This is a genomic window from Candidatus Microbacterium colombiense, from assembly GCA_029203165.1.
GTDB classification, from domain to species: Bacteria; Actinomycetota; Actinomycetes; order Actinomycetales; family Microbacteriaceae; genus Microbacterium; species Microbacterium colombiense.
In genome coordinates this window covers 1,820,599-1,841,878 of sequence record CP119308.1, presented here as the reverse complement: position 1 = coordinate 1,841,878, position 21,280 = coordinate 1,820,599, and the positions used below count along the sequence as shown (strand labels likewise).

The following is a 21,280-nucleotide window of genomic DNA, read 5'->3' as shown; positions in this document are numbered from 1 at the left end:
TCAGGATTCGGAACCGACGGCAGCCAGTCGTGCTTCCTCGTCGGCGGAGATCGCCGAGTCGATGATCGGGCTCGAGGGCGCCGTCCATCACCTGATCGAGGTTGTAGGCCTTGAAGCCGGTGCGGTGATCCGCGATGCGGTTCTCCGGGAAGTTGTAGGTGCGGATGCGCTCGGAGCGGTCCATGCCGCGGATCTGCGACTTGCGCGCGTCGGATGCGGCGCGCGTCCGCTCCTCCTGCTGCTTCGCGAGCAGTCGGGCGCGCAGCACGCGCATGCCCGCCTCGCGGTTCTGCAGCTGCGACTTCTCGTTCTGCATCGACACGACGATGCCCGTCGGCAGGTGGGTGATGCGCACCGCGGAGTCCGTCGTGTTGACCGACTGCCCGCCGGGGCCCGACGAGCGGAACACGTCGATCTTGAGATCGTTCTGGTTGATCGCGACCTCGTCGGGCTCGTCGACCTCGGGGAAGACGAGCACGCCGGTGGTGGAGGTGTGGATGCGACCCTGCGACTCGGTGGCGGGCACGCGCTGCACGCGGTGCACCCCGCCCTCGTACTTGAGGTGCGCCCAGACGCCCTGCGCCGGGATCGGCGAGGATCCCTTGATCGCGACCTGCACGTCTTTGATAGCCGCCGAGGTCGGACTCGTTGCGCTCGAGGAGCTCGGTCTTCCACCCCTTGGACGCGGCGTACTGCAGGTACATGCGCAGCAGGTCGGCGGCGAACAGAGCGGACTCGGCGCCGCCCTCCCCCGCCTTGATCTCCATGATCACGTCGCGTGCGTCGTCGGGGTCCCGCGGGATCAGCAGCCGCCGCAGCTTCTCCTGCGCGGCCTGCAGCCGCTCTTCGAGCACGGGCACCTCGGCGGCGAAGGCGTCATCCTCTCGGGCGAGCTCCGCGCCGCGGCGAGGTCGTCGGATCGCCGCGACCCACGCGTCGTGGGCTGCGACGATGCGCGACAGCTCGGCGTACCGGCGGTTGACGCGCTTCGCGCGCGCGGCATCGGCGTGCACCGCGGGGTCGGAGAGCTCCTCCTGCACCCGGCGATGCTCGTCGATCAAGCCTGGACGGACTCGAACACGTCGGCCGCGGCGTCAGCGGATGTTGTTGTCGTGCCCGTGGCGCCCGAGGGCAGCGTCGGGATCGACTTCTGCATCTGCACGAGGAACTCGACGTTCGAGTGCGTCTCCTTGAGCTTGCCGAGCACGACCTCGAGAGCCTGCTGCTGGTCGAGACCCGCGAGAGCACGACGCAGCTTCCAGGTGATCTTGACCTCGTCGGTCGACAGCAGCATCTCTTCGCGACGGGTGCTCGACGCGTTCACGTCGACAGCGGGGAAGATGCGCTTGTCGGCGAGCTGAGCGCGACAGGCGCAGCTCGCTGTTGCCGGTGCCCTTGAACTCCTCGAAGATGACCTCGTCCATCTTGGAACCGGTCTCGACGAGCGCGGTCGCGAGGATCGTGAGCGATCCGCCGTTCTCGATGTTGCGCGCGGCGCCGAAGAAGCGCTTGGGCGGGTAGAGCGCCGACGCGTCGACGCCACCCGGAGAGACGCGGCCGGAGGCGGGGCGCGAGGTTGTAGGCACGGCCCAGACGCGTGATCGAGTCGAGCAGCACGACGACGTCTCGGCCGAGCTCGACGAGACGCTTGGCGCGCTCGATCGCGAGCTCGGCGACCGTGGTGTGGTCCTCGGCGGGGCGGTCGAAGGTCGAGGCGATGACCTCGCCCTTCACCGTGCGCTCCATGTCGGTGACCTCTTCGGGACGCTCGTCGACGAGCACGACCATGAGGTGGACCTCGGGGTTGTTCGTGCGCGATCGCGTTGGCGATCTGCTGCAGCACGATCGTCTTGCCGGCCTTGGGCGGCGCGACGATGAGGCCGCGCTGGCCCTTGCCGATCGGGGCGACGAGGTCGATGATGCGCTGGGTCAGCTTCTCGGGAGCCGTCTCGAGGCGCAGACGCTCCTGCGGGTAGAGCGGGGTGAGCTTGCCGAACTCGACGCGGGTCGCGGCGTCGTCGATCGACAGGCCGTTGATCGAGTCGACCTTGCACCAGGGCGTTGTACTTCTGACGGCCCTGCTGCTCGCCCTCGCGGGGCTGCTTGATCGAGCCGACGACCGCGTCGCCCTTGCGCAGGTTGTACTTCTTGACCTGGCCGAGAGAGACGTAGACGTCGCTGGGCCGGCCAGGTAGCCGGTCGTGCGCACGAAGGCGTAGTTGTCGAGCACGTCGAGGATTCCGGCGATCGGGATCAGGACGTCGTCCTCGCCGATCTCGGTGTCGAACTCGTCGGTGGGCGCAGCACCGCGGCGCTTGTTGCGCTGGCGGTTGCGGTTGTTGGCCGACTGGTCGTCTTCCGCGGCCTGCGCCTGCTGCTGATCCTGCGATGCGCCGCTCTGACCACGACCACGGTTGCGGCTGCGGTTGCGGTTACGGCTGCGGCCGCCCTGCTCGTCGCCGTCGGAAGCGTCGGAAGAACCGTCCGCGGCGGGCTGGTTGTCGGTGGAGGCTGCGGCCTCGGCCGCGGGCGCCTCGGAGGCGGATGCCTCGGTGGCAGGCTTCTCGGCGGCGGGCTTCTGCGCCCGTCCGCGGCCACGGCCCGTGGTCTTCGGCGCGGCCTCGGCGGGCGCGTCGGCGGACTTCTCGGCCGCCTTGTCAGCCGGCTTCTCCGCTGCCTGAGCGGCAGGCGCCTCGGCGGGTGCCGCCGGAGCCTCGACCGGCGCATCCGCGGCGGGAGCCTCGGCATCGGCCTTCTTCGCGCGGCTGCGGCGGGGTGCCTTCGCCTTCGGTGCCGCGTCGGCGGTCTCGCCGGCGACAGGTGCTGCGGCATCCGCTGCCGGGGTGGCGTCGGCCTTCGCTGCGGCAGCCTTCTCCGCCTTCGCTGCGGCAGTCGCGCTGGTGGCGCGACGCGGTGCGCGCTTGCGGGCCGGAGCCGCCTCCGTCGATGCGTCGGTGCTCACGGCAGCAGCCGGAGCGTCGGCGACCGGGGCGGACTGGTCGTTCTGGGTCTCGGAGAAATTCTCCACGAGTACTCCCTCATATGTCATGGGAAATGAGCGTTGTACGCGCACAACGGGTGCTGCGCGCGATCGCACGGGCTGACGCTCGGCGTCGGCCGGCCTTGGCACAAGTGCCGAGGGGTTCGCGTGCGGGTCTTGCAGAGTTGCAATGGGGCCAGATTCACGAAGCTTCGTGGAAGCCCTCCGCTCGATCCCCCACTGTACCACCACGAACGTCGACCGCGAGCAGGAGCGCTTCCCACGGGGTGTCGGTGACCTCGGCCGCCAGTTCGACGGCATCCTGACGGCTTCCGGGGCCGTCGGCCAGCACGAGCACGCTGGGTCCGGCACCCGACACCACGGCGGCGAATCCGGCCGCGCGAAGGGCCTGGACGAGGCGCTGCGTCTCGGGCATCGCCTCGGCGCGGTAGTCCTGATGGAGGCGATCCGCTGTCGCGTCGAGCAGCAGCTCCGGGCTCTGGGTCAACGCGGCGATCAGCAGTGCCGAGCGCGAGACGTTGAACACCGCGTCGGCCGTGGAGACCTGCGGAGGCTGCAGGGATCGGGCCTGCGAGGTCGACATCGTGTACGCCGGCACGAGAACCAGCGGGGAGACCCCTCGGTGCACCAGCAGCTTCTTGTGCTGCGGTCCGCGCTCGCCCGTCCACGCGATCGTGAGTCCGCCGAAGAGCGCCGGTGCGACGTTGTCGGGGTGTCCCTCCAGCTCGGTGGCGAGGCGCAGCAGATCCTCGTCACCGATCTCGACGTCGCCCTCGAGCAGTCCCTTCGCAGCGAGCACACCCGCCGCGACCGCCGCACCCGAGGATCCGAGTCCACGCCCGTGCGGGACGCCGTTGACCGCGACGATCCGCACACCGGGAACGGGACGTCCGGCATCCGCGTAGACGTGCGCGATCGTGCGCACGATGAGGTTCGACGCGTCTGTCGGGATCTCCGCCGCACCCGAGCCGGAGACCTCGATCTCGACGCGTCCCGCGGGGAGTTCGGTCACCTGCAGGGTGTCGTACACGCTCAGCGCCAAGCCGAGGGTGTCGAATCCCGGGCCGAGGTTCGCGCTGGTGGCGGGAACCGTGACCTCGACGGTGCGACCCTCTGCCATCGTCACTCGCCTTCCACGCGCAGCACCGACACCACGCGTTCGACGACCGCGCTGTCCGCGAGTGCGTCGACGGTGGCGCTGAGTGCGCTCTCGGCTGCCCGGTGCGTGCCGATGATCAGGCGAGCCGTCGGCTCTGCCTCCCCTTCGACGGTCTGCACGACGGTCGCGACCGACACGCCGCCGTCGCTGAGGATCCCCGCGACGGTCGCCAGCACGCCGGGAGCGTCGGAGACTTCGAGCGTGATCTGGTAGCGCGTGGTGACGTGGCCGATCGGGACGATCGGGAGGTTGGCCCGGGTCGACTCGCCCACCCCGACGCCACCGGCGATATGCCGACGGGCCGCGGAGACGACATCGCCGAGCACAGCCGATGCGGTCTGCACTCCCCCGGCGCCCGCACCGTAGAACATGAGCGAACCGGCAGCCTCCGCCTCGACGAAGACCGCATTGTTGGCTCCGTGCACCGAGGCGAGCGGGTGCGTCTGCGGAACGAGTGCCGGGTACACGCGAACCGAGATCGACTCGTCGCCGTTCGCCTCGAGGCGCTCGCAGACCGCGAGCAGCTTGATCACGAAACCGGCGGAGCGCGCCTCGGTGATCATCGACGCGGTGATCGACGAGATGCCCTCGCAGTGCACGGCATCCAGCGGCACAGCCGTGTGGAAGGCGAGGCTCGCGAGGATCGCCGCCTTCTGTGCGGCGTCGTGGCCCTCGACGTCGGCGGTGGGATCCGCCTCGGCGTATCCGAGTCGCTGGGCGTCGGCGAGCACGTCGGCGAAGTCGGCGCCCTCGGTGTCCATGCGGTCGAGGATGTAGTTCGTCGTGCCGTTGACGATGCCCATGATGCGCACGACACGATCGCCGGCGAGCGAATCGCGCAGCGGACGGATGATCGGGATGGCTCCGGCGGCCGCCGCCTCGTAGTACACCGATGCCCCGACGCGGTCGGCGGCTTCGAAGAGCTCGGGTCCGTGCGTCGCCAGCAGGGCCTTGTTCGCCGTGACGACGTCCGCGCCCGAACCGATGGCCTGCAGGATGCTGGTGCGTGCGGGCTCGATACCGCCGATCAGCTCGATGACGATGTCCGCTCCGAGGATGAGCGACTCCGCGTCGGTCGTGAAGAGCTCCTGCGGGAGATCCACGTCACGCGGTGCATCGGGATTGCGCACCGCGATGCCCGCCAGCTCCAGCGTCGCTCCCGCGCGGTCGGCGAGTTCGTCGCCGTGGCGCAGCAGGAGTGCTGCGACCTGGGAGCCGACAGCTCCGGCTCCGAGAAGGGCCACCCGCAGTCGTCGGTACTCTGTCATCTTGCTCCTCCTGAGGTGGACGGACGCGAGCCATCCGAGGCTCGTCCTCCGTCGATGCCCGCGTCACGCGCGAGCAGATCGTCGATGGTCTCTCCGCGCACGATCACCCGGGATTCCCCGCCGTTGACGGCGACGATGGGCGGACGCGGAACGTGGTTGTAGTTGCTGGCGAGCGACGCGCAGTAGGCGCCGGTCGCCGGCACTGCGAGCAGATCGCCGGGTGTGAGGTCGCCGGGCAGGTACTCGTGGTCGACGACGATGTCGCCGGATTCACAGTGCTTGCCGACGACGCGACTGAGCTGCGGCCGCCCGTCCCCCACGCGGGAGGCCAACCGGGCGGAGAACTGCGCGCCGTAGAGGGCGGGGCGGGCGTTGTCGCTCATGCCGCCGTCGACGCTGATGTAGCGGCGCACCGCCCCGGACTCGACGGTGACGTCCTTCGTGGTGCCCACTTCGTACAGCGTGACGCCGGCTGTGCCCACGATCGCCCGGCCGGGCTCGAACGACAGCGCCGGAACGGCGATACCGCGGGCAGCGCAGTCCTGGGCGACGGCAGCCACGATCTCGGCGGCGAGCTCGTCGATCGGCGTCGGGTCATCCACACGCGTGTAGGCGATGCCGAAGCCGCCTCCGAGGTTGAGTTGCGGCACCGGACCGCCTTCGAGGAGGGCGGCATGCAGTTCCAGGACGCGCGAGGCGGATTCGCGGAACCCCGCGACGCCGAAGATCTGCGAGCCGATGTGGCAGTGCAGGCCGGCGAACTCCAGCCCGCGGATCTCACGGATCCGAGCGACGGCGACCTGTGCCTCCGGCAGCGGGAATCCGAACTTCTGATCCTCGTGCGCCGTCGCGAGGAACTCGTGGGTCTCGGCGTGCACGCCGCTGATGACCCGCACGAACACACGCTGCACCGCGTCGAGACGCGCCGTGATCGCGGAAAGCCGCTCGATCTCGATGTCACTGTCGACGATGATCGAACCGACACCGACGCGAACGGCCCTCTCCAACTCGGCGGTGGACTTGTTGTTGCCGTGGAAGCCGATCGACGCGGGGGCGACACCCGCGGCGAGCGCGACCTCGAGCTCGCCTCCCGTGCACACATCGACGCGGAGTCCTTCGTCGACGACCCAGCGCGCGATGGTGGTGCACAGGAAGGCCTTGCCGGCGTAGTACACCTGGGCGGTCGTGTCGTGGTCGGCGGCGGCGCGGTCGAAGGCGTGACGGAACGCGCGGGCCCGCGTGCGCACCTCTTCCTCATCGATGACGAGGAGGGGCGTGCCATACGTCTGGACGAGCGCGGACGCGGTCATGCCGGCGAGCACGAGAGCACCGTCGGAATCGCGCGACGCGGACGCCGGCCAGACGCCGGGCGCGAGGTCGTTCGCGTCTTCGGGTTCGACGAGCCATTCCGGGGCGAGCGAGTCGGCAGGGGAAAGCAATGAGCACCAATCGTGGGACGGATCTCGGGCTGAACACGCACATCGAGGTTGACCCGATTCTAGGGCACCGTGTGCGCGCGGCTGATCAGGGTGACGCGCGACGTCAAGCCCCTGTGGGGGTCTGTTTCCGCCTCGTAGGCTGGGCGTGTGGCCACTACCGAATCACGAACCGAAACCTCCGCCCGCCCCGGCTTGATCGCGCGAGTGAGCGCGGCGGCGATCGCCTGGGCTCTGGCGCGGCGTCCCGTACGGGCCTTCCTGCTGTATTCGGACCGACGCGGACCGATGCTCGCCGACAGCGTGACCTACCGGGCGCTGTTCAGCGTGTTCGCGGGAGTCCTGCTCGGCTTCTCGATCGCGGCGCTGTGGCTGGCCGGGAACCCCGATGCCTGGCAGGCCATCATCGCCGCCGTCCAGTCGGCGGTGCCAGGACTGATCGGGGAGGGCGGCGTGATCAAGACCGAGGATCTGCAGGCGCCGGCATCCCTGTCGATCGCCGGGATCATCTCGCTCGTCGCACTCGTCGGTGCCGCCCTCGGTGCGATCGGGTCGCTGCGAACGGCGGTGCGCGTGATCGCCGGTACGACGCACGACGACATCCTCTGGTTCTGGGTGATCCTGCGCAACCTGTGCCTGGCGGCGGGCATCGGGCTCGCGTTCGTCGTGGCCGCGTTCCTCACCTTCGCCGGGCAGCTCGGCGTCGCGTGGTTCAGCGGACTGCTCGGACTCCCCGACGACTCGCCTGTGGTGGCCTGGACCGTGCGTCTCCTGTCGCTGCTGGTGGTCTTCGCTCTCGACGCCGCGCTGATCGTCGGGATCTTCCGACTTCTCTCGGGCGTGCGAGCATCGGCGCGGTCGGTGTGGGCCGGCGCCATGATCGGAGCGGTGGGTCTCATCGTGCTGCAGGAGCTGTCGGGCCTGTTCATCGGCGGAGCGACGAGCAATCCGCTTCTCGCCTCCTTCGCTTCTCTGCTCGCTCTGCTCATCTGGTTGAACTTCTCGGCGCAGGTGATCCTCGTCTCATGCGCCTATATCGTGACCGCCGAGGAGGAGGGATCGGATCGCGTGCACGCCCGCTTCGGTGCGTCCACCTTCCCGCAGCGGCGCGTCCAGCGCGCCGAGGTCGAGGTCAAGATCGCCACCGCGGAGTTGCGCGCCGCACAGCAGGCGCTCGTCGATGATGCGGCGACGAAGGAATCGACCACCGTCTGAACGTTCCGTTGTGACCGAACAAGCTAACCTGGTCACAACGGAGGTGCACGATGATGCCTGTACGTTCCGAGGTCGCGCTCGCGTCGGCGACGATCTCTTACCTGGACTGGCAGCCGAGCCAGGAGCGCGGTTCACCGGTCGTGCTGCTGCACGGTGGCGGCGCCGACAGTGCGGAACTCTCCTGGGGTGCGCTCGGGCCCGCTCTGGCAGCGGCCGGACATCGCGTCATCGCACCGGACCACCCCGGATTCGGTCAGAGTCCGCGCGCCGACTGGCCGCTCACTCAGGAACGACTGCTCCAGTACGTCGCGGAGTTCGTCGACACCATCGGTGTCACCGACTACGTCGTCGCCGGACTCTCCCTGGGTGGTGGACTCACCATCGGTCACCTTCTCGCACGCCCGGGTCGGGCGCGCGGCGCCGTCCTGCTCGGCACTTACGGTGTGATGCCGCGTCTGGCGGACGGTTCGGGCGGTGCGATCGTGCACGCTGCGGCGTTCGCGATGCTGCGCACCGGCATCCTCACGAGGCTGAGCGCCTCAGCGGCGCGCCACCGGCGCACGATGGAACGCGGTCTGCGCGACATCATCCGCGACCCGGCCGCGAGGACTCCCGAACTCGTCGAGGCTGTCATCGCCGAGGCGGCCACGGGTAGTGGGATGGCCGTGTTCGGCGAATGGCAGCGCGACCAGGTGCGGTGGAACGGGCTTCGGACCGATTACACCGCACAGCTGGCGTCGATCCGCACACCCACGCTCCTCATCCACGGCGAGCGTGACGGCGGAGTCCCCGTCTCCCGTGTCCGAGCCGCCGCAGCCCGACTTCCCCACTCGACCCTCGTCGTCGTGCCCGGCGCAGGGCACTGGGTGCAACGAGATCGACCGGACGTCGCGACCCGCGCGATTCTCGACCACCTGAGGAGGATCGACGATGCCCCGTCCGCTCGTCCCTGAAAGACGCGAACGTATCCTTGACGCCGCCGAGAGACTCATCCTCGCCCACGGGTTCGACACCATGGCTGTGGCGGAGATCGCCGAGAGCAGCGGAATCGGGAAGGGTGCCGTCTACCTCGAGTTCGCAGGAAAGCGGGAGGTCCTCGACGCCGTGCTGCGACGCGCCCTGGAACGCCTTCGACAGCGCGTGCAGGACGATGTCGGCGACGACCACCGCCTGAGCACCGCGTACCGGGCGACGGCTCGCGCCGTGGTCGCCGATCCACTGATGACCGCTGCGTTCCTCGATGACGCCGGGGTGCTCGGGCGCCATGTGGAATCGATCTCCGGCCCGCGCTACCGGGCCCGCCATCTGGGTGTCATCGAGTGGGTGCGCGCACTGCAGCAGCGGGGCGCGATCAGGGCGGAGGTCGACGCCGAGCATCTCGCCCTCGCACTGTCGAGCGCGACGATCGGTCTGCTCTCGGCCGCCCGCCTGATAGGCCCGCTCGCCGCAGACGATCTGGAGGGCGCCATCGATACGCTCGGGGTGATGGCCGCGATCTTCGAGCAGGGATGACCATGCACATATCGACCTTCGGAGGCGATGAGGACGCGGCGACGCTGCTGCTGCACGGCGGCGGGGTCGCCGGGTGGATGTGGGAGCCGATGCGGACGCATCTCCCGACAGGACGCCGCCTCATCGTGCCGGACCTGCCGGGGCACGGACGCAGTGCCGACCAGGACTATGAGTCACATGACGCCACGATCGATCAGCTCGTGCGGGTGATTCGCCGTGAGCGACGCCCGGTGCACGTGGTCGGCTTCTCTCTCGGTGCGCAGCTGGCGGTTCTGCTCGCTGCTCGACACCCTGACCTCGTCGATCATGTGGTCGTCATCAGCGCCCAGACCGTGCCCCTGCGCGCACCGGGGCTGATGGTGTCGCTGTTGCACGCCAGTGCAGGTCTCGCGAAGAAGGAGTGGTTCGCGAGGATGCAGGCGAGCGCACTCTTCGTCCCTGACGAGCTGATGACCGACTACGTACGCACGTCGGCGTCGATCTCCCGGACCACGCTGGTCAACTCCGTGCGCGAGAACATCGCGTTCACGGTGCCGGAGAGCTGGGAATCCTGCGCACGACCAGCCCTGATCCTTGTCGGCGCCCGCGAGAAGCCGCTGATGAAGAGATCAGCATCCGTCCTGCACGATCGCCTCCCCTCGAGCACCATTGAGATGGTCGACGACTGCGGGCATGGGATTCCTCTGCAGCGACCGGAATGGCTGGCTCAGCGAATCCGCTCCTGGTGCGACGGCGGCCGCGCCTGAGCACTCGACCCCGCCGAGGTCACGGACGAGGACAGACGCCCTTGTCCAGCAGGCTCTCATCGGTGACGATGGCGCCGTTCACGTCGATGTCGATGACCGCCGAGGTTCCTTCGATCTCGAGCCCCGTGAGCGTGAGACCGGCGGGCAGCTGATCCGCGATGCAGATGCGCTGCGTCTGGGTGAGGTTCTCGCCGATCGATCCGAGCAGCGTGGCCACGCTGTCAGCCGAGACCTCCATGCCGGCGATGCTCAGCGACACCGGGGTGAGTTCGAGATCACCCTCTGCAGCACCGGGCGTCACGGTGAGCGAGACCGGCACCGCGGCGCCGAGCACACTGATCGACCCGCCGACGGTGGCATTCGGCGCCTCGAAGCTGACGGTGTCCACGGGTAGGTCGGTGTCGGCGAGAAGTGCGGTGAACTGCGTCTCATCGATGCGGATCGTGCCGGAGGCCCCACCGAGGTCGCCGCCGCGCAGCGGAACGCCCGTTGCCGTGACGTCGGCGGCCCCGGTGATCCCCTCGAGCGTCACCGAATCGGTCGACAGGTGCAGACGGTCCAGAGTGCCGCCGATGAGCTGGGGCAGCAGGATGCCGCTCGCCTCGACCTCGAGCTGCTGATCGGCCGGCAGCTCGAGCTGATCGACGACCAGCGACCGCACGACTCCCGGAAGCACGGCACGCGCCACGAACTCCGCCGCGACGACGAGCAGTCCGAGCACGACGACGACGATCAGCACCGCCCAGGGCCACCGACGTCGCTTCACGCGGGCGGGCACCTCGTCCGCACTCCCGCTCCGGGGGATGACGAGCGTGGGATGCTCGGCGTCGGCGTCCGGGTAGGGCAGCGTGGGATTGTCGTCGCTCATCCTCACATCCTGCCCTACCGCGTCGCCGTCATCCGGCGGCTCACATGCGTTCGGGCGCCGAGACGCCCAGCAGATCCAAGCCATTGCGGAACACCTGTCCCGACGCGTCGTTCAGCCACAGACGCGTGCGGTGCACCGTCTCGATCGGGTCATCGCCCTGCGGGATGACCCGGCAGTTGTCGTACCAGCGGTGGTAGAGCCCTGCGAGCTCCTCCAGGTAGCGCGCGACGCGGTGCGGCTCACGCACCTCCGCGGCGAAGGCCACGATGCGCGGGAACTCCTGCAGCGCTCCGAGTAGCGCAGCCTCGGACTCGTGTGTGAGCGTCTCCGGTGCGAACTCGGAGCGATCGACACCCGATGCGGCCGCGTTCCGGGCCACGTTGTGCGTGCGTGCGTGCGCGTACTGGACATAGAAGACAGGGTTGTCGTTCGTGCGCTTCTGCAGGAGCTCGGGATCCAGATCGAGAGGAGAGTCGGCCGGCGAGCGCTCCAACGAGTACCGCAGGGCATCGGTGCCGAGCCAGTCGAGCAGGTCGTCCATCTCGATGATGTTGCCGGCACGCTTGCTCAGACGCGCGCCGTTGATCGACACCATCTGGCCGATCAGCACCTCGATGTTCTTCTCCGGGTCCTCTCCGGCCGCGCCGGCGACGGCCTTGAGACGATGCACGTACCCGTGGTGGTCGGCGCCGAGCAGGTAGATCTTCTTCTCGAAGCCACGGTCGCCCTTGTTCAGGTAGTACGCGGCGTCGGCAGCGAAGTAGGTGTACTCGCCGTTGGAGCGACGGATAACGCGATCCTTGTCGTCACCGAAGTCGGTCGTGCGCACCCAGACCGCACCATCCAGGTCGAACACGTGCCCCTGCTCGCGGAGGCGATCGACGGCCTGATCGATCAGGCTCGATCCCGATGCGTCCTTCGCGTGCAGCGTGCGCTCCGAGAACCACACGTCGAACGGCACGTTGAAGCGGTCGAGGGAGTTCTTGATCTCGGCGAGCTGGTAGGCATAGGCCTGATCCAACGCGACGATACGCTGCTCGTCATCCGGGAGCTGCAGCAGACCGGGATGAGCGTCCAGAACGCGCGTCGCCAGAGCTGCGATGTACTCCCCCGGGTAGCCACCCTCCGGCGTCGGCTCGCCCTTCGCCGCAGCGAGCACCGAGCTCACGAAGCGATCCATCTGCGCGCCGGCATCGTTGATGTAGTACTCACGCACCGCGCGCGCACCGCTCGCGATCAGCAGACGCACGATCGAGTCGCCGAGCGCCGCCCACCGCGTGTGGGCGATGTGCAGCGGACCGGTCGGGTTCGCCGAGACGAACTCGAGGTTCACCGACACCCCCTGCTGCGAGGAATTCGTACCGTATGCGGCACCCGCATCGACGATCGACTTCGCGAGTGCGCCCGCAGCCGCCGCATCCAGGCGGATGTTGATGAACCCGGGGCCGGCGACCTCAGTGCTCGCGACACCGTCCACGGCGGCGAGGCCATCGGCGATCTGCTGGGCGAGCTCGCGCGGGTTCGTTCCGAACTGCTTGGCCAAGCGCATGGCGACGTTGGAGGCCCAGTCACCGTGGTCACGGTTGCGCGGACGCTCGAACACGAGGTCCGAGGCGGCGAGTCCGAGCGGCTCGCCCGGGCGTCGCTCGTCTGCGATCGGCGTCAGGACGGCGAGGAGGGCGTGAGCGAGCGTTTCAGGAGTCATAGACTCCCCAGTTTACGGCGCGGCGGGGCCGCGAATTTGCGTAGGACGATTCGTGATCTACTCTCATGCCATGAAGGCCCGAGCAGCTCGCCACCCGTTGCGTTCCGCGAGCGTGATCCTCGGCCTGTTGCTCGTTGTCGCCGCGGTCGCCCTGGGCATGTGGCGGCCGTGGGCGCCGCTCCCCTCAGCGGCCCCCGTCGGCGCAGCGTCGGAGAGCGGAACAGCGCCCGGTGCGGTCATCGCGCCCGCGCCGCTCGTGCTGCCGGAGCACCCCCGGGTGCTCGTCTTCGGAGACTCGTGGACCTACGGTTCTGCGGCGACCGTCCCCACCGAGGGCTACGCGTATCAGCTGGCATCACTGCTCGACGGCGAGACCATCGTCGATGGCGTCCGCGGCAGCGGTTATCTCAAGCCCGGCATCGACGGCCCGACCTTCGGAGAGCGCATCGCCGCCCTCGACCCCACCCTCGCCCCCGACCTGATCATCATGCAGGGCTCGATCAACGACAGGGCGCAGGGAACCGCCGGCTATCGCGAAGCCGTGACGGCCGCATGGGACGCGCTCGCTGCGACATACCCGGATGCGACGATCGTGGTACTCGGCCCGGCGCCCCATGAGCTCCCCGTCGGAGCGGCCACAGCTCGTATCGACACCGACCTCGCGGAGCTCGCCGGAGCACGCGGATGGTGGTACATCTCCCCCGTCGCGCAGGACTGGATCACCGAGCAGAACTACCTCGACGTGATCGACGTCGACCTCGGTCGCAAGCATCCCTCCACCGCGGGTCACCGCTACCTGGCCGAGAGACTGGCTGCCGCGCTTCAGGAGCTCGCCGGGGCGCCGGTCACGGAAGCGGGCGGGTCGGAGACCACCCCCGACCAGTGATAGTGTCGATCGGTACGCCTCCGTAGCTCAGTGGATAGAGCGCCGGTTTCCGGTACCGTAGGTCGCAGGTTCGACTCCTGTCGGGGGCACAGAAAGCACCGCAAGAATCACTAGTGATGACGAAGACCCCGCCCATCGGGCGGGGTCTTCGTGGTTCTGCAAAGGGGCGCTCGTCGGGTCAGCCGCAGTGCTCACCCGCCGAGGGAGGCGAGCAGGTCGGCGAAGTGGTCCAGGTCGGCCGCCGACCAGCGACGCAGCCGCTCGCCGATGCGCTTCTCGTACCGGGAGCGCGCGAGCGCGATCTTCTCCTGCGCGAGTGGGGTCGCGACGAGCACTCGGGCCCGGCGATCTTCGGGATCCTGGACACTCTCGACGAGACCGAGCTGCTCGAGCTGACGCACCTGCCTGCTGACCGCGGACTTGTCGGTCTGCAGTCGTTCGATGATCGCACCGGCCGATGTCGCCTTCCCCGTGGCGATGGAGGTGAGCACCTGGTAACCGAGCGGCTGCAGGTCAGGATGCACGGACACCGCCGCCTCGCGCCAGCTGATGCGGATCCGGGCGAAGAGGCTTCCGAGCTCATGCTCCACCCGCGAGATCGCCTCATCGATCGCCGCGCCGTCACTCGATATGCTCCCGGGGGCGGATGAACCGGCGGCGGGGGTCTCGTCGGACGGAACGCTCATGCTCGTCAGCTTACGGCGAAGCCCCACCGCCTCGAGAGGCGATGGGGCTTCGATCCGGTCATCGCGATGACACTCAGACCTCCGACAGCAGCCGGAACACCTTCGAGGCCGCACGGATCTCTTCGGGACGCAATTCTCCGATCACGGCCCTGAGACGGGAGCCGTGCTCACGCCTCAACTCCGCGAGGGCTGCCTGTGCGGCCGGCGTCGCCGTCAGCACGCGCAGTCGACCGTCACGCTCGTCGGGTTGCGCCTGCAACAGTCCGAACTCCTCGAGCATCCTGACCTGGCGGCTGATCACCGACTTGTCCATCTCGAACCGGTCGGCGAGCTCGTGCGCGTTGGCGGCACCGGTGTGGTCGATGAAGGTGAGCAGCTTGTACCCGCCCACCTGCAGCTCGGGGTGAACCCGCGCAGCGGATTCCTTCCACAGCGATCGCGTTCGCGCGAAGATGAGGTTGAGGTGCGCCTGGAGGTCTCCGAGCGCATTCTCCGCATCCGGTGTCATGACCACGTCGGAGACGATCATCTCAGCGCCCGCGCTCCCGGTCCTCGCGCTCCAGCACGGTCACCGACCCCGTGGTGGACGACGACGTCGACGCGGCATCGGCGGTCCGGATCGCGCCCGTGTTGACGGATGCGCCGACCTCGGCCTCCGACACCTCGATCAGGGATTCCTCTGCCTGCTCACGCAGCTGCTCGGCCGCGTTCTTGGTCGACAGCGGCTTGTTCCTGATGAAGGCGATCGCGATGATCGAGATCACGGCGAGCGGGATGGCGATGATGAAGGCGTCGGCGATGCCGTGGCCGTATGCCCCCTCGACGATCACACGGATCGTGTCGGGCAGTTGACCGATCTTCGGGACATCGCCTGAGGCGAGGTCCTGCAGCGCGCTGACTTCCTCCGGCGTGGTGGGCGTGAATCCACGGAGGCCGTCGGTGATGAAGCCCGCGACACTGGTGGAGAGGATCGATCCCATGACGGTGACGCCGATGGTGCCCGCGATCGTACGGAAGAAGTTCACGTTCGACGACGCCGCACCCAACTGCTGCGGGGCGGTGTCGTTCTGCACGATCAGGGTGAGGTTCTGCATCACCATGCCGAGGCCGGCGCCGAGCACGAACATGTACACCGCGACGAGCGGGAACGGGGTGTCGTAGCGGAGCGTCGCCATGAGGCTGACGCCGACCGTCGCGAGAACCGAACCGGTGAGCATCCACCCCTTCCACTTGCCGAATCGGCTGACGAGCTGACCGATGATGATCGACGCGCCCATCTGACCGATGATCATCGGGATCGTCATCAGTCCGGACTCGGTGGGCGTGGCGCCACGAGCGAGCTGGAAGTACTGGGCGAGGAAGACGGAGGTCGCGAACATCGAGACGCCGATCGCGATCGAGGCGATCACCGACAACGTGAAGGTGCGGTTGCGGAACAGCGACATCGGCACGATCGGCTCCTTGACGAAGAACTCGACGGTGATGAACGCCGCGATCGCGACGGCCGCGGTGACCGCGAGCATGATACTCGTCGAGGAGTCCCAGTCGAACTGGTTGCCACCCATCGAGACCCAGATGAGGAGGGTCGAGACGCCGACCGCGAGCAGCACGATGCCGAAGTAGTCGATCGACACCTTGGTGTCGCGCTGCGGCTTGGGCAGGTGCAGCGTGAACTGCAGTAGCACGAGGGCGAGGATCGCGAACGGCACGCCGACGAAGAAGTTGGAGCGCCAGCCCCACACATCGGTGAGGAGTCCGCCGAGCAGCGGGCCCCCGATGGTACCGAGAGCCATGATGCCGCCCACGACGCCCATGTACTTGCCGCGCTCGCGCGGCGAGATGATCAGCGCGACCGCGATCATCACGAGCGACATCAGGCCGCCGACGCCGATCCCCTGCACGACTCGGACCGCGATGAGCATGTTCGTGTCGGTCGAGAACCCGGCGATCACGGTTCCGACGGTGAAGAGGATGAGCGAGATCTGGACGAGCACCTTGCGGTCGACGAGATCGGCCAGCTTGCCCCAGATGGGGGTGGAGACGGCGGTCGCCAGAAGGCTGGCGGTGATGACCCAGGTGTACTGGGACTGGGTGCCGCCCAGGTCGGCGATGATGACCGGCATCGAGGTCGACACGACGGTGCCCGAGAGCACGGCGACGAACATGCCGACGACGAGTCCGGAGATCGCGGTGAAGACCTCGCGTGCCGAGCGCGTGGCTTCGGGTGCGGAGGGGGAAATGGTTGTCACTGTGGGAATGCTCCTGCGTGGTTAGTTGATTTACGTCAACCATACTCCGATAGTTGCGAAAGAGCAACCATCGGCGGGCCCATCAAGTTGTGCACAATACAATCGTGTGCAATGCTCTTGAACATGTCCGTGACCGATGAGATGGTGTGCTTCTCGCTGTACTCGGCTGCCCGCGCCACCACGCAGGCCTACCGCACGCTCCTGGCACCCTGGAACCTCACCTATCCGCAATATCTGGTGCTGGCGCTCCTCTGGCACGAGGGCGAGCAGACGATCGGGTCGCTCGGCGAGGCGATGCAGCTCGACTCCGGCACCCTCTCCCCCCTGGTCCGTCGCCTCGAACAGGCCGGGTGGGTCACGAAGGCCCGCAGCACGAACGACGAGCGGGTCGTCACCGTGCAGCTCACTTCCGAGGGCCAGACGCTGCGCACCGACCTCGTGCGGATCCCCGCCCAGATCGCTCAGCTCTCCGGCATCCATGACGACGCGCATCGACGTCGTCTCATCACCGAGCTGCAGCAGCTCACCTCCCTGCTGCAGAGCACCGACAACTGACCCCTCCCGAAAGGAATCCCCCATGGAAGCTCTCTACACCGCCGAGGCTCTCGCCACCGGCGCCGGTCGCAACGGCCACGTCGCAACCGACGACGGTCGCGTCGAGTTCGACCTCGCCATACCGAAGGCGATGGGCGGCAGCGGAGACGGTGCGAACCCCGAGCAGCTCTTCGCCGCAGGATACGCGGCCTGCTTCCACTCCGCGCTCCAGTCGGTGGCACGCGCGCAGAAGGTCTCGATCGAGCACAGCTCCGTCGGCGCCCGTGTGCAGATCGGGTCGAACGGCGCAGGAGGTTTCGGACTCGCCGTGCAGCTCGAGGTCGTCATCCCCGACCTGCCGCACGACCAGGCGCAGGCACTGGCGGATGCCGCACATCAGGTCTGCCCCTACTCGAACGCCACCCGCGGCAACATCGACGTCACCATCACCGTCTCCGATGACTGACCCCGGCGCCGAAAGGAACCACATCATGCGCGCACTCATCCACCCGAAGTTCGGCGAGGCCGAAGAGGTCCTGTCCGTCGAGGACGGTCCCGTCCCCGAGCCCGCGGCCGGACAGGTGCGGCTGCGCATCGTCCTCTCCCCCATTCACAACCACGATCTGTGGACCGTGCGCGGCACCTACGGATTCAAGCCGGAACTGCCCGCGGCCTCGGGCACCGAGGCGCTCGGCATCGTCGACGCGCTCGGCGAGGGCGTCGACCATCTGGTGGTCGGACAACGGGTCGCCACCGGGGGCACCTTCGGCGCCTGGGCGGAGTACATCGTCGCGAATGCCGCCGGCCTCATCCCCGTGCCGGACTCCCTCTCGGACGAGAGCGCCGCGCAGCTGGTGTCGATGCCGTTCAGCACGATCAGCCTGCTGCAGTTCCTCGACGTGAAGGAGGGCGACTGGATCGTCCAGAACGCGGCGAACGGCGCGGTCGGGCGGATGCTCGCGCAGCTCGGTGCTGCTCGCGGCGTGCACGTACTCGGGCTCGTGCGCCGCTCGGCGGGCGTGGAGGAGCTCCGCTCACAGGGCATCACGAACGTCATCGCCACGGACCAGGACGATTGGCGCGAGCAGGCGGCACGCCTCGTCGGAGACGCTCCGATCGTCGCCGGCGTCGACTCCGTGGGCGGCTCGGCATCGGGCGACGTGCTCTCCCTGCTCGGCGAGGGCGGGACTCTCGTCGCTTTCGGAGCGATGAACTCACCCGTCATGGAGATCGCCTCCTCCGACGTGATCTTCAAGCAGGCGACGGTGAAGGGCTTCTGGGGCAGCAAGGTCATCCAGCAGCTCGACGCCGCCACGCGTGGTTCGCTGTTCAGCGAACTGATCCAGCGTGTCACCGACGGCACGCTGACGCTGCCGGTCGCCGGCGTCTTCGATGCCGCCGATATCGCCGACGCCGTGCGGATGAGCAAGACCCCGGGCCGCGTCGGCAAGGTGCTCCTGCGCTTCTGACACAACACCATAAGAGGCCGTCCACTCGCGAGCGGACGGCCTCTCTGTCGTTCATCGCGAATGTCCGTGCCCCGGCGCACAATCTCGGCATGGACATCTCACTCATGCAGCCCCAGGGCCTGGTCACCAGCCCCGCGTTCAGCCACGTCGCCGTCGTGCCGCCGGGGGCGACGATGATCTATGTCGGTGGCCAGAACGGCATCGATGCCGGAGGCACTCTGGTCTCCGACGATGCCGCAGAGCAATCGCTCCGCGCCGTGGAGAACGCCCGCATCGCCCTCGCAGCGGCCGATGCCGGTCTCGACGATGTGATCGCGTGGACGGTACTCATCCATCAGGACGCGGACCTGCGCGCCGCCTACGGCGCTGTCGCGTCGACGCTCGCGCGAGACGGAGCACCGCCCTTGGTCACGGCTGCACTCGTCGCGGGCCTCGGGGTTCCGGGCGCGCTGATCGAGGTGAGCGCCGTCGCCGCCGTCGACCGCGGCTGACCGCGGCCCTCAGCTGACGGCGAGGCCGATCGCCGTGGCGACCACAGCGAGAAGCGGCAGGGTGCCCTGCATCGTCGCCGCGCGCACCTTCGTGCGATCCGCGAGGACGAGCACGAGAGCTGCGGCCAGCATCATGCCGGTGCCGGCGAACACCAGCGTCAGTCCCACGGTGGAGAACCCGACGATCGTCAGGCCGACACCGAGCAGGGCGGTGAGAGCGAGGAACAGGTTGTAGAAGCCCTGGTTGAATGCGAGCTGCTTCATCGTGATGGCATCCGCCTCCGAGGCGACGCCGAAGATCTTGCGCGTCTCCGGCTCGGTCCACTTGAGCGACTCGAGCGCGAAGATGAAGACGTGGAAGGCGGCAGCAGCGGCTGCGAGGACGAGACCGACGATGAGCATGTCTGATTCTCCCGCGCTGACGCCGTGCAGGGCAAACGCGTGGTGTGACGGGTCTAGACGAGGAAGATCGGCAGCAGACCCGGGTTGTGTGCATGCACCAGCACGGCGAAGACCACCGCGTCGAAGAGCAGATGCACCGTGACCACATACGCCAGTGAGTGGGTGCGAAGGAAGATGAACCCCTGCAGCAGGGCGAACGGGATCGTCAGGAGCGGCCCCCACTCGCGATAGCCGAGCTCCCACAGGAACGACACGAAGACGATCGACTGCAGCACGTTCGCGAGCGCGTTCGGGAAGTGACGTCGCAACAGCGCGAAGACCGTGCAGATGAAGAACAGCTCGTCCCAGATGCCCACTGCGCCCACCCCGACGAAGAGTCGAGCGATCAGGTCGGGACTGTCGACGACCGGCCAGTTCTGGTAGACCCCGCTGGTGATGAAGTAGAAGGGCAGGATGAGCCAGCCCAGCACGAGCACCGCCACCAGCCATCCCCACTGGAGCCTCCCCCACCGCCGATGCGTACGCCAGGGAAAGCCGATCGCTCGATCTCGATACAGATATCGCGAGACCAGGTACGGCACGGCGACCGCGCCGCCGAGTGCCAGTGTGAAGCGGAGCATCGCCAGATTGTCGAGTTCGGCGGCCAGCGGGATGACGCTCACGATGAGCAACCCGAGAGCGATCAACGAGAGGTCGCGCGTGAGCGACGGCGCAGAGCCCACGACTCGACCCCGTTCGATCCACCAGGCGGCGGCGATGCCGGCAGCCAGGAGGATCCACCCCAGCCAGGGGATCTCCAGTACGAAGAACGCGGGAGCCGCCGCGCAGACGAGGACGGCAGGGGCGACACCCGGCCAGACGGTGGAGTCCGCTCGCGCTTCGCTCACTCGCGGGAGACTCATGCGCGCGAGCGACGCCGGTAGACGAGGTCTCTGATGTCGCGACCCTTCGCGAGGCCCTTGCGCTCGAACGCGGTCATCACACGTCCGTCGAAGCGCTCGGCCCATTCGCCGTCGAAGGCGCGCTCGACGAGCGGATCCGCATCGAGGACGTCCCGCATCTGCAGGGCGTAGTCCTCCCAGTCGGTGGCGAGGCGGAGCAGTCCACCGTCACGGAGCGCACGCGCCGCCGTCTCGCCGAAACCGGGGCGCACGAGTCGGCGCTTGTTGTGCTTGCTCTTGTGCCACGGATCGGGGAAGAAGATCCACACCTCGCGCGCCGCGCCCTCCGGCAGATACGAGGAGAGCACCTCGGGGGCGTTCGCCTCGACCACGCGCAGATTGCGGGCGCCCTCGCGGTCGGCGTCGAGCATCGTGCGGGCGAGCCCTGCCCGGAACACCTCCACCGCCAGGAAGTCATCGCCGGGTCGGGAGCTCGCCGCCGCGACGATGGCGTGCCCTTGACCGGAACCGATCTCCACATACAGGTCCGCGACGCGTCCGTACTCCGCCGCCGGCTCCAGACGTGCCTCCGGGTGCACCGAGGTCCAGGCGACGTCACGCGGCACATCGAGCAGGTAGTGCGGACCGAGCTCGGAGAAGGCGCGCTCCTGCGCGTCGGACATGCGGCCGCTCCGACGCACGAAGGACACCGGCTCATCGCGGAAAGTGCGGGGTTCAGGCATGCTTCCAGGGTAGTCGGCGGGTTCGGAGG

Annotated in this window: 20 protein-coding genes, 1 tRNA gene and 2 pseudogenes; 10 read left to right on the top strand and 13 right to left on the bottom strand. The window is 68.3% G+C overall.

Features of this window, described 5'->3' with window-relative positions; translation table 11 throughout:
* The 5 genes and pseudogenes from prfA to lysA form a co-directional block, all read right to left on the bottom strand.
* Window positions 1–1,081 (bottom strand): annotated as a pseudogene (prfA, locus tag P0Y60_08840) (peptide chain release factor 1).
* A gap of 57 nt (window positions 1,082–1,138) precedes the next feature.
* A pseudogene (gene rho / locus P0Y60_08835) lies at window positions 1,139–3,049 on the bottom strand (transcription termination factor Rho).
* Between the two features lie 133 nt (window positions 3,050–3,182).
* On the bottom strand, window positions 3,183–4,121 hold the full coding sequence (thrB, locus tag P0Y60_08830) for a homoserine kinase (protein WEK62810.1): 939 nt from the start codon (window positions 4,119–4,121) through the stop codon (window positions 3,183–3,185).
* Window positions 4,122–4,123: 2 nt separating this feature from the next.
* Entirely contained in the window at window positions 4,124–5,428 is a 1,305-nt protein-coding gene (locus tag P0Y60_08825; GenBank protein ID WEK62809.1) for a homoserine dehydrogenase, read from the bottom strand.
* Window positions 5,425–6,867: a diaminopimelate decarboxylase gene (gene lysA / locus P0Y60_08820; GenBank protein WEK62808.1), complete on the bottom strand. Its 1,443-nt coding sequence runs from the start codon at window positions 6,865–6,867 to the stop codon at window positions 5,425–5,427. The genes P0Y60_08825 and lysA overlap by 4 nt, the downstream gene beginning before the upstream one ends.
* A 147-nt stretch (window positions 6,868–7,014) precedes the next feature.
* Between lysA and P0Y60_08815 the strand changes: the two genes are divergently transcribed.
* Genes P0Y60_08815 through P0Y60_08800 form a run of 4 tightly spaced genes read left to right on the top strand, consistent with a single transcriptional unit; the run spans window position 7,015 to window position 10,337 of the window.
* Entirely contained in the window at window positions 7,015–8,079 is a 1,065-nt protein-coding gene (locus tag P0Y60_08815; GenBank protein ID WEK62807.1) for a YihY/virulence factor BrkB family protein, read from the top strand.
* A 50-nt stretch (window positions 8,080–8,129) separates the two neighbouring features.
* Window positions 8,130–9,032 carry an alpha/beta hydrolase gene (locus P0Y60_08810; protein WEK62806.1) on the top strand — a complete coding sequence of 301 codons (903 nt, stop codon included), beginning with the start codon at window positions 8,130–8,132 and terminating at the stop codon, window positions 9,030–9,032.
* Entirely contained in the window at window positions 9,010–9,591 is a 582-nt protein-coding gene (locus P0Y60_08805; GenBank protein ID WEK62805.1) for a TetR/AcrR family transcriptional regulator, read from the top strand. Before P0Y60_08810 ends, P0Y60_08805 begins: the two co-directional genes overlap by 23 nt.
* On the top strand, window positions 9,588–10,337 hold the full coding sequence (locus tag P0Y60_08800; protein ID WEK62804.1) for an alpha/beta hydrolase: 750 nt from the start codon (window positions 9,588–9,590) through the stop codon (window positions 10,335–10,337). Before P0Y60_08805 ends, P0Y60_08800 begins: the two co-directional genes overlap by 4 nt.
* 19 nt (window positions 10,338–10,356) lie before the next feature.
* On the opposite strand, the gene P0Y60_08795 is transcribed toward P0Y60_08800, so the two are convergent.
* Together P0Y60_08795 and argS are read right to left on the bottom strand one after the other, a co-directional pair.
* Window positions 10,357–11,205 carry a DUF2993 domain-containing protein gene (locus P0Y60_08795; protein ID WEK62803.1) on the bottom strand — a complete coding sequence of 283 codons (849 nt, stop codon included), beginning with the start codon at window positions 11,203–11,205 and terminating at the stop codon, window positions 10,357–10,359.
* 40 nt (window positions 11,206–11,245) lie between these two features.
* Entirely contained in the window at window positions 11,246–12,910 is a 1,665-nt protein-coding gene (gene argS / locus P0Y60_08790; GenBank protein WEK62802.1) for an arginine--tRNA ligase, read from the bottom strand.
* Between the two features lie 70 nt (window positions 12,911–12,980).
* Here argS and P0Y60_08785 point away from each other — a divergent pair, with 70 nt between their 5' ends.
* Together P0Y60_08785 and P0Y60_08780 are read left to right on the top strand one after the other, a co-directional pair.
* Window positions 12,981–13,796: an SGNH/GDSL hydrolase family protein gene (locus P0Y60_08785; protein ID WEK62801.1), complete on the top strand. Its 816-nt coding sequence runs from the start codon at window positions 12,981–12,983 to the stop codon at window positions 13,794–13,796.
* A 16-nt stretch (window positions 13,797–13,812) separates the two neighbouring features.
* Window positions 13,813–13,885 (top strand) — tRNA-Arg (locus P0Y60_08780).
* Window positions 13,886–13,987: 102 nt separating this feature from the next.
* Here P0Y60_08780 and P0Y60_08775 read toward each other — a convergent pair.
* The 3 genes from P0Y60_08775 to P0Y60_08765 all read right to left on the bottom strand — a co-directional run bounded on the left by P0Y60_08775 (window position 13,988) and on the right by P0Y60_08765 (window position 16,731).
* A complete protein-coding gene (locus tag P0Y60_08775; GenBank protein ID WEK62800.1) occupies window positions 13,988–14,482 on the bottom strand; it encodes a MarR family transcriptional regulator in 495 nt (164 codons plus the stop codon).
* Window positions 14,483–14,555: 73 nt separating this feature from the next.
* Entirely contained in the window at window positions 14,556–15,011 is a 456-nt protein-coding gene (locus P0Y60_08770; GenBank protein ID WEK62799.1) for a MarR family transcriptional regulator, read from the bottom strand.
* Window position 15,012: 1 nt separating this feature from the next.
* A complete protein-coding gene (locus P0Y60_08765; GenBank protein ID WEK62798.1) occupies window positions 15,013–16,731 on the bottom strand; it encodes a DHA2 family efflux MFS transporter permease subunit in 1,719 nt (572 codons plus the stop codon).
* Between the two features lie 111 nt (window positions 16,732–16,842).
* Between P0Y60_08765 and P0Y60_08760 the strand changes: the two genes are divergently transcribed.
* The 4 genes from P0Y60_08760 to P0Y60_08745 all read left to right on the top strand — a co-directional run bounded on the left by P0Y60_08760 (window position 16,843) and on the right by P0Y60_08745 (window position 19,225).
* Entirely contained in the window at window positions 16,843–17,286 is a 444-nt protein-coding gene (locus P0Y60_08760) for a MarR family transcriptional regulator (GenBank protein WEK62797.1), read from the top strand.
* A gap of 22 nt (window positions 17,287–17,308) precedes the next feature.
* Window positions 17,309–17,731 (top strand): organic hydroperoxide resistance protein, encoded by a 423-nt coding sequence (locus P0Y60_08755; protein WEK62796.1) that lies wholly within the window; start codon window positions 17,309–17,311, stop codon window positions 17,729–17,731.
* Window positions 17,732–17,756: 25 nt separating this feature from the next.
* Window positions 17,757–18,734, top strand: coding sequence for a zinc-binding dehydrogenase (locus tag P0Y60_08750; protein WEK62795.1), 978 nt, complete (start codon window positions 17,757–17,759; stop codon window positions 18,732–18,734).
* A gap of 89 nt (window positions 18,735–18,823) precedes the next feature.
* The gene (locus P0Y60_08745; protein WEK62794.1) at window positions 18,824–19,225 is read left to right on the top strand and encodes a RidA family protein; all 402 of its coding nucleotides are present in this window, start codon (window positions 18,824–18,826) and stop codon (window positions 19,223–19,225) included.
* A 9-nt stretch (window positions 19,226–19,234) separates the two neighbouring features.
* Here the strand turns inward: P0Y60_08745 and P0Y60_08740 are convergent, their stop codons facing one another.
* The 3 genes from P0Y60_08740 to trmB are packed head-to-tail and all read right to left on the bottom strand — an operon-like array spanning window position 19,235 to window position 21,251.
* Window positions 19,235–19,627 (bottom strand): DUF1304 domain-containing protein, encoded by a 393-nt coding sequence (locus P0Y60_08740; protein ID WEK62793.1) that lies wholly within the window; start codon window positions 19,625–19,627, stop codon window positions 19,235–19,237.
* 53 nt (window positions 19,628–19,680) lie between these two features.
* On the bottom strand, window positions 19,681–20,529 hold the full coding sequence (locus tag P0Y60_08735) for a CPBP family intramembrane metalloprotease (GenBank protein WEK62792.1): 849 nt from the start codon (window positions 20,527–20,529) through the stop codon (window positions 19,681–19,683).
* On the bottom strand, window positions 20,526–21,251 hold the full coding sequence (gene trmB / locus P0Y60_08730) for a tRNA (guanosine(46)-N7)-methyltransferase TrmB (protein WEK62791.1): 726 nt from the start codon (window positions 21,249–21,251) through the stop codon (window positions 20,526–20,528). Before trmB ends, P0Y60_08735 begins: the two co-directional genes overlap by 4 nt.
* Window positions 21,252–21,280: the final 29 nt, after the last annotated feature.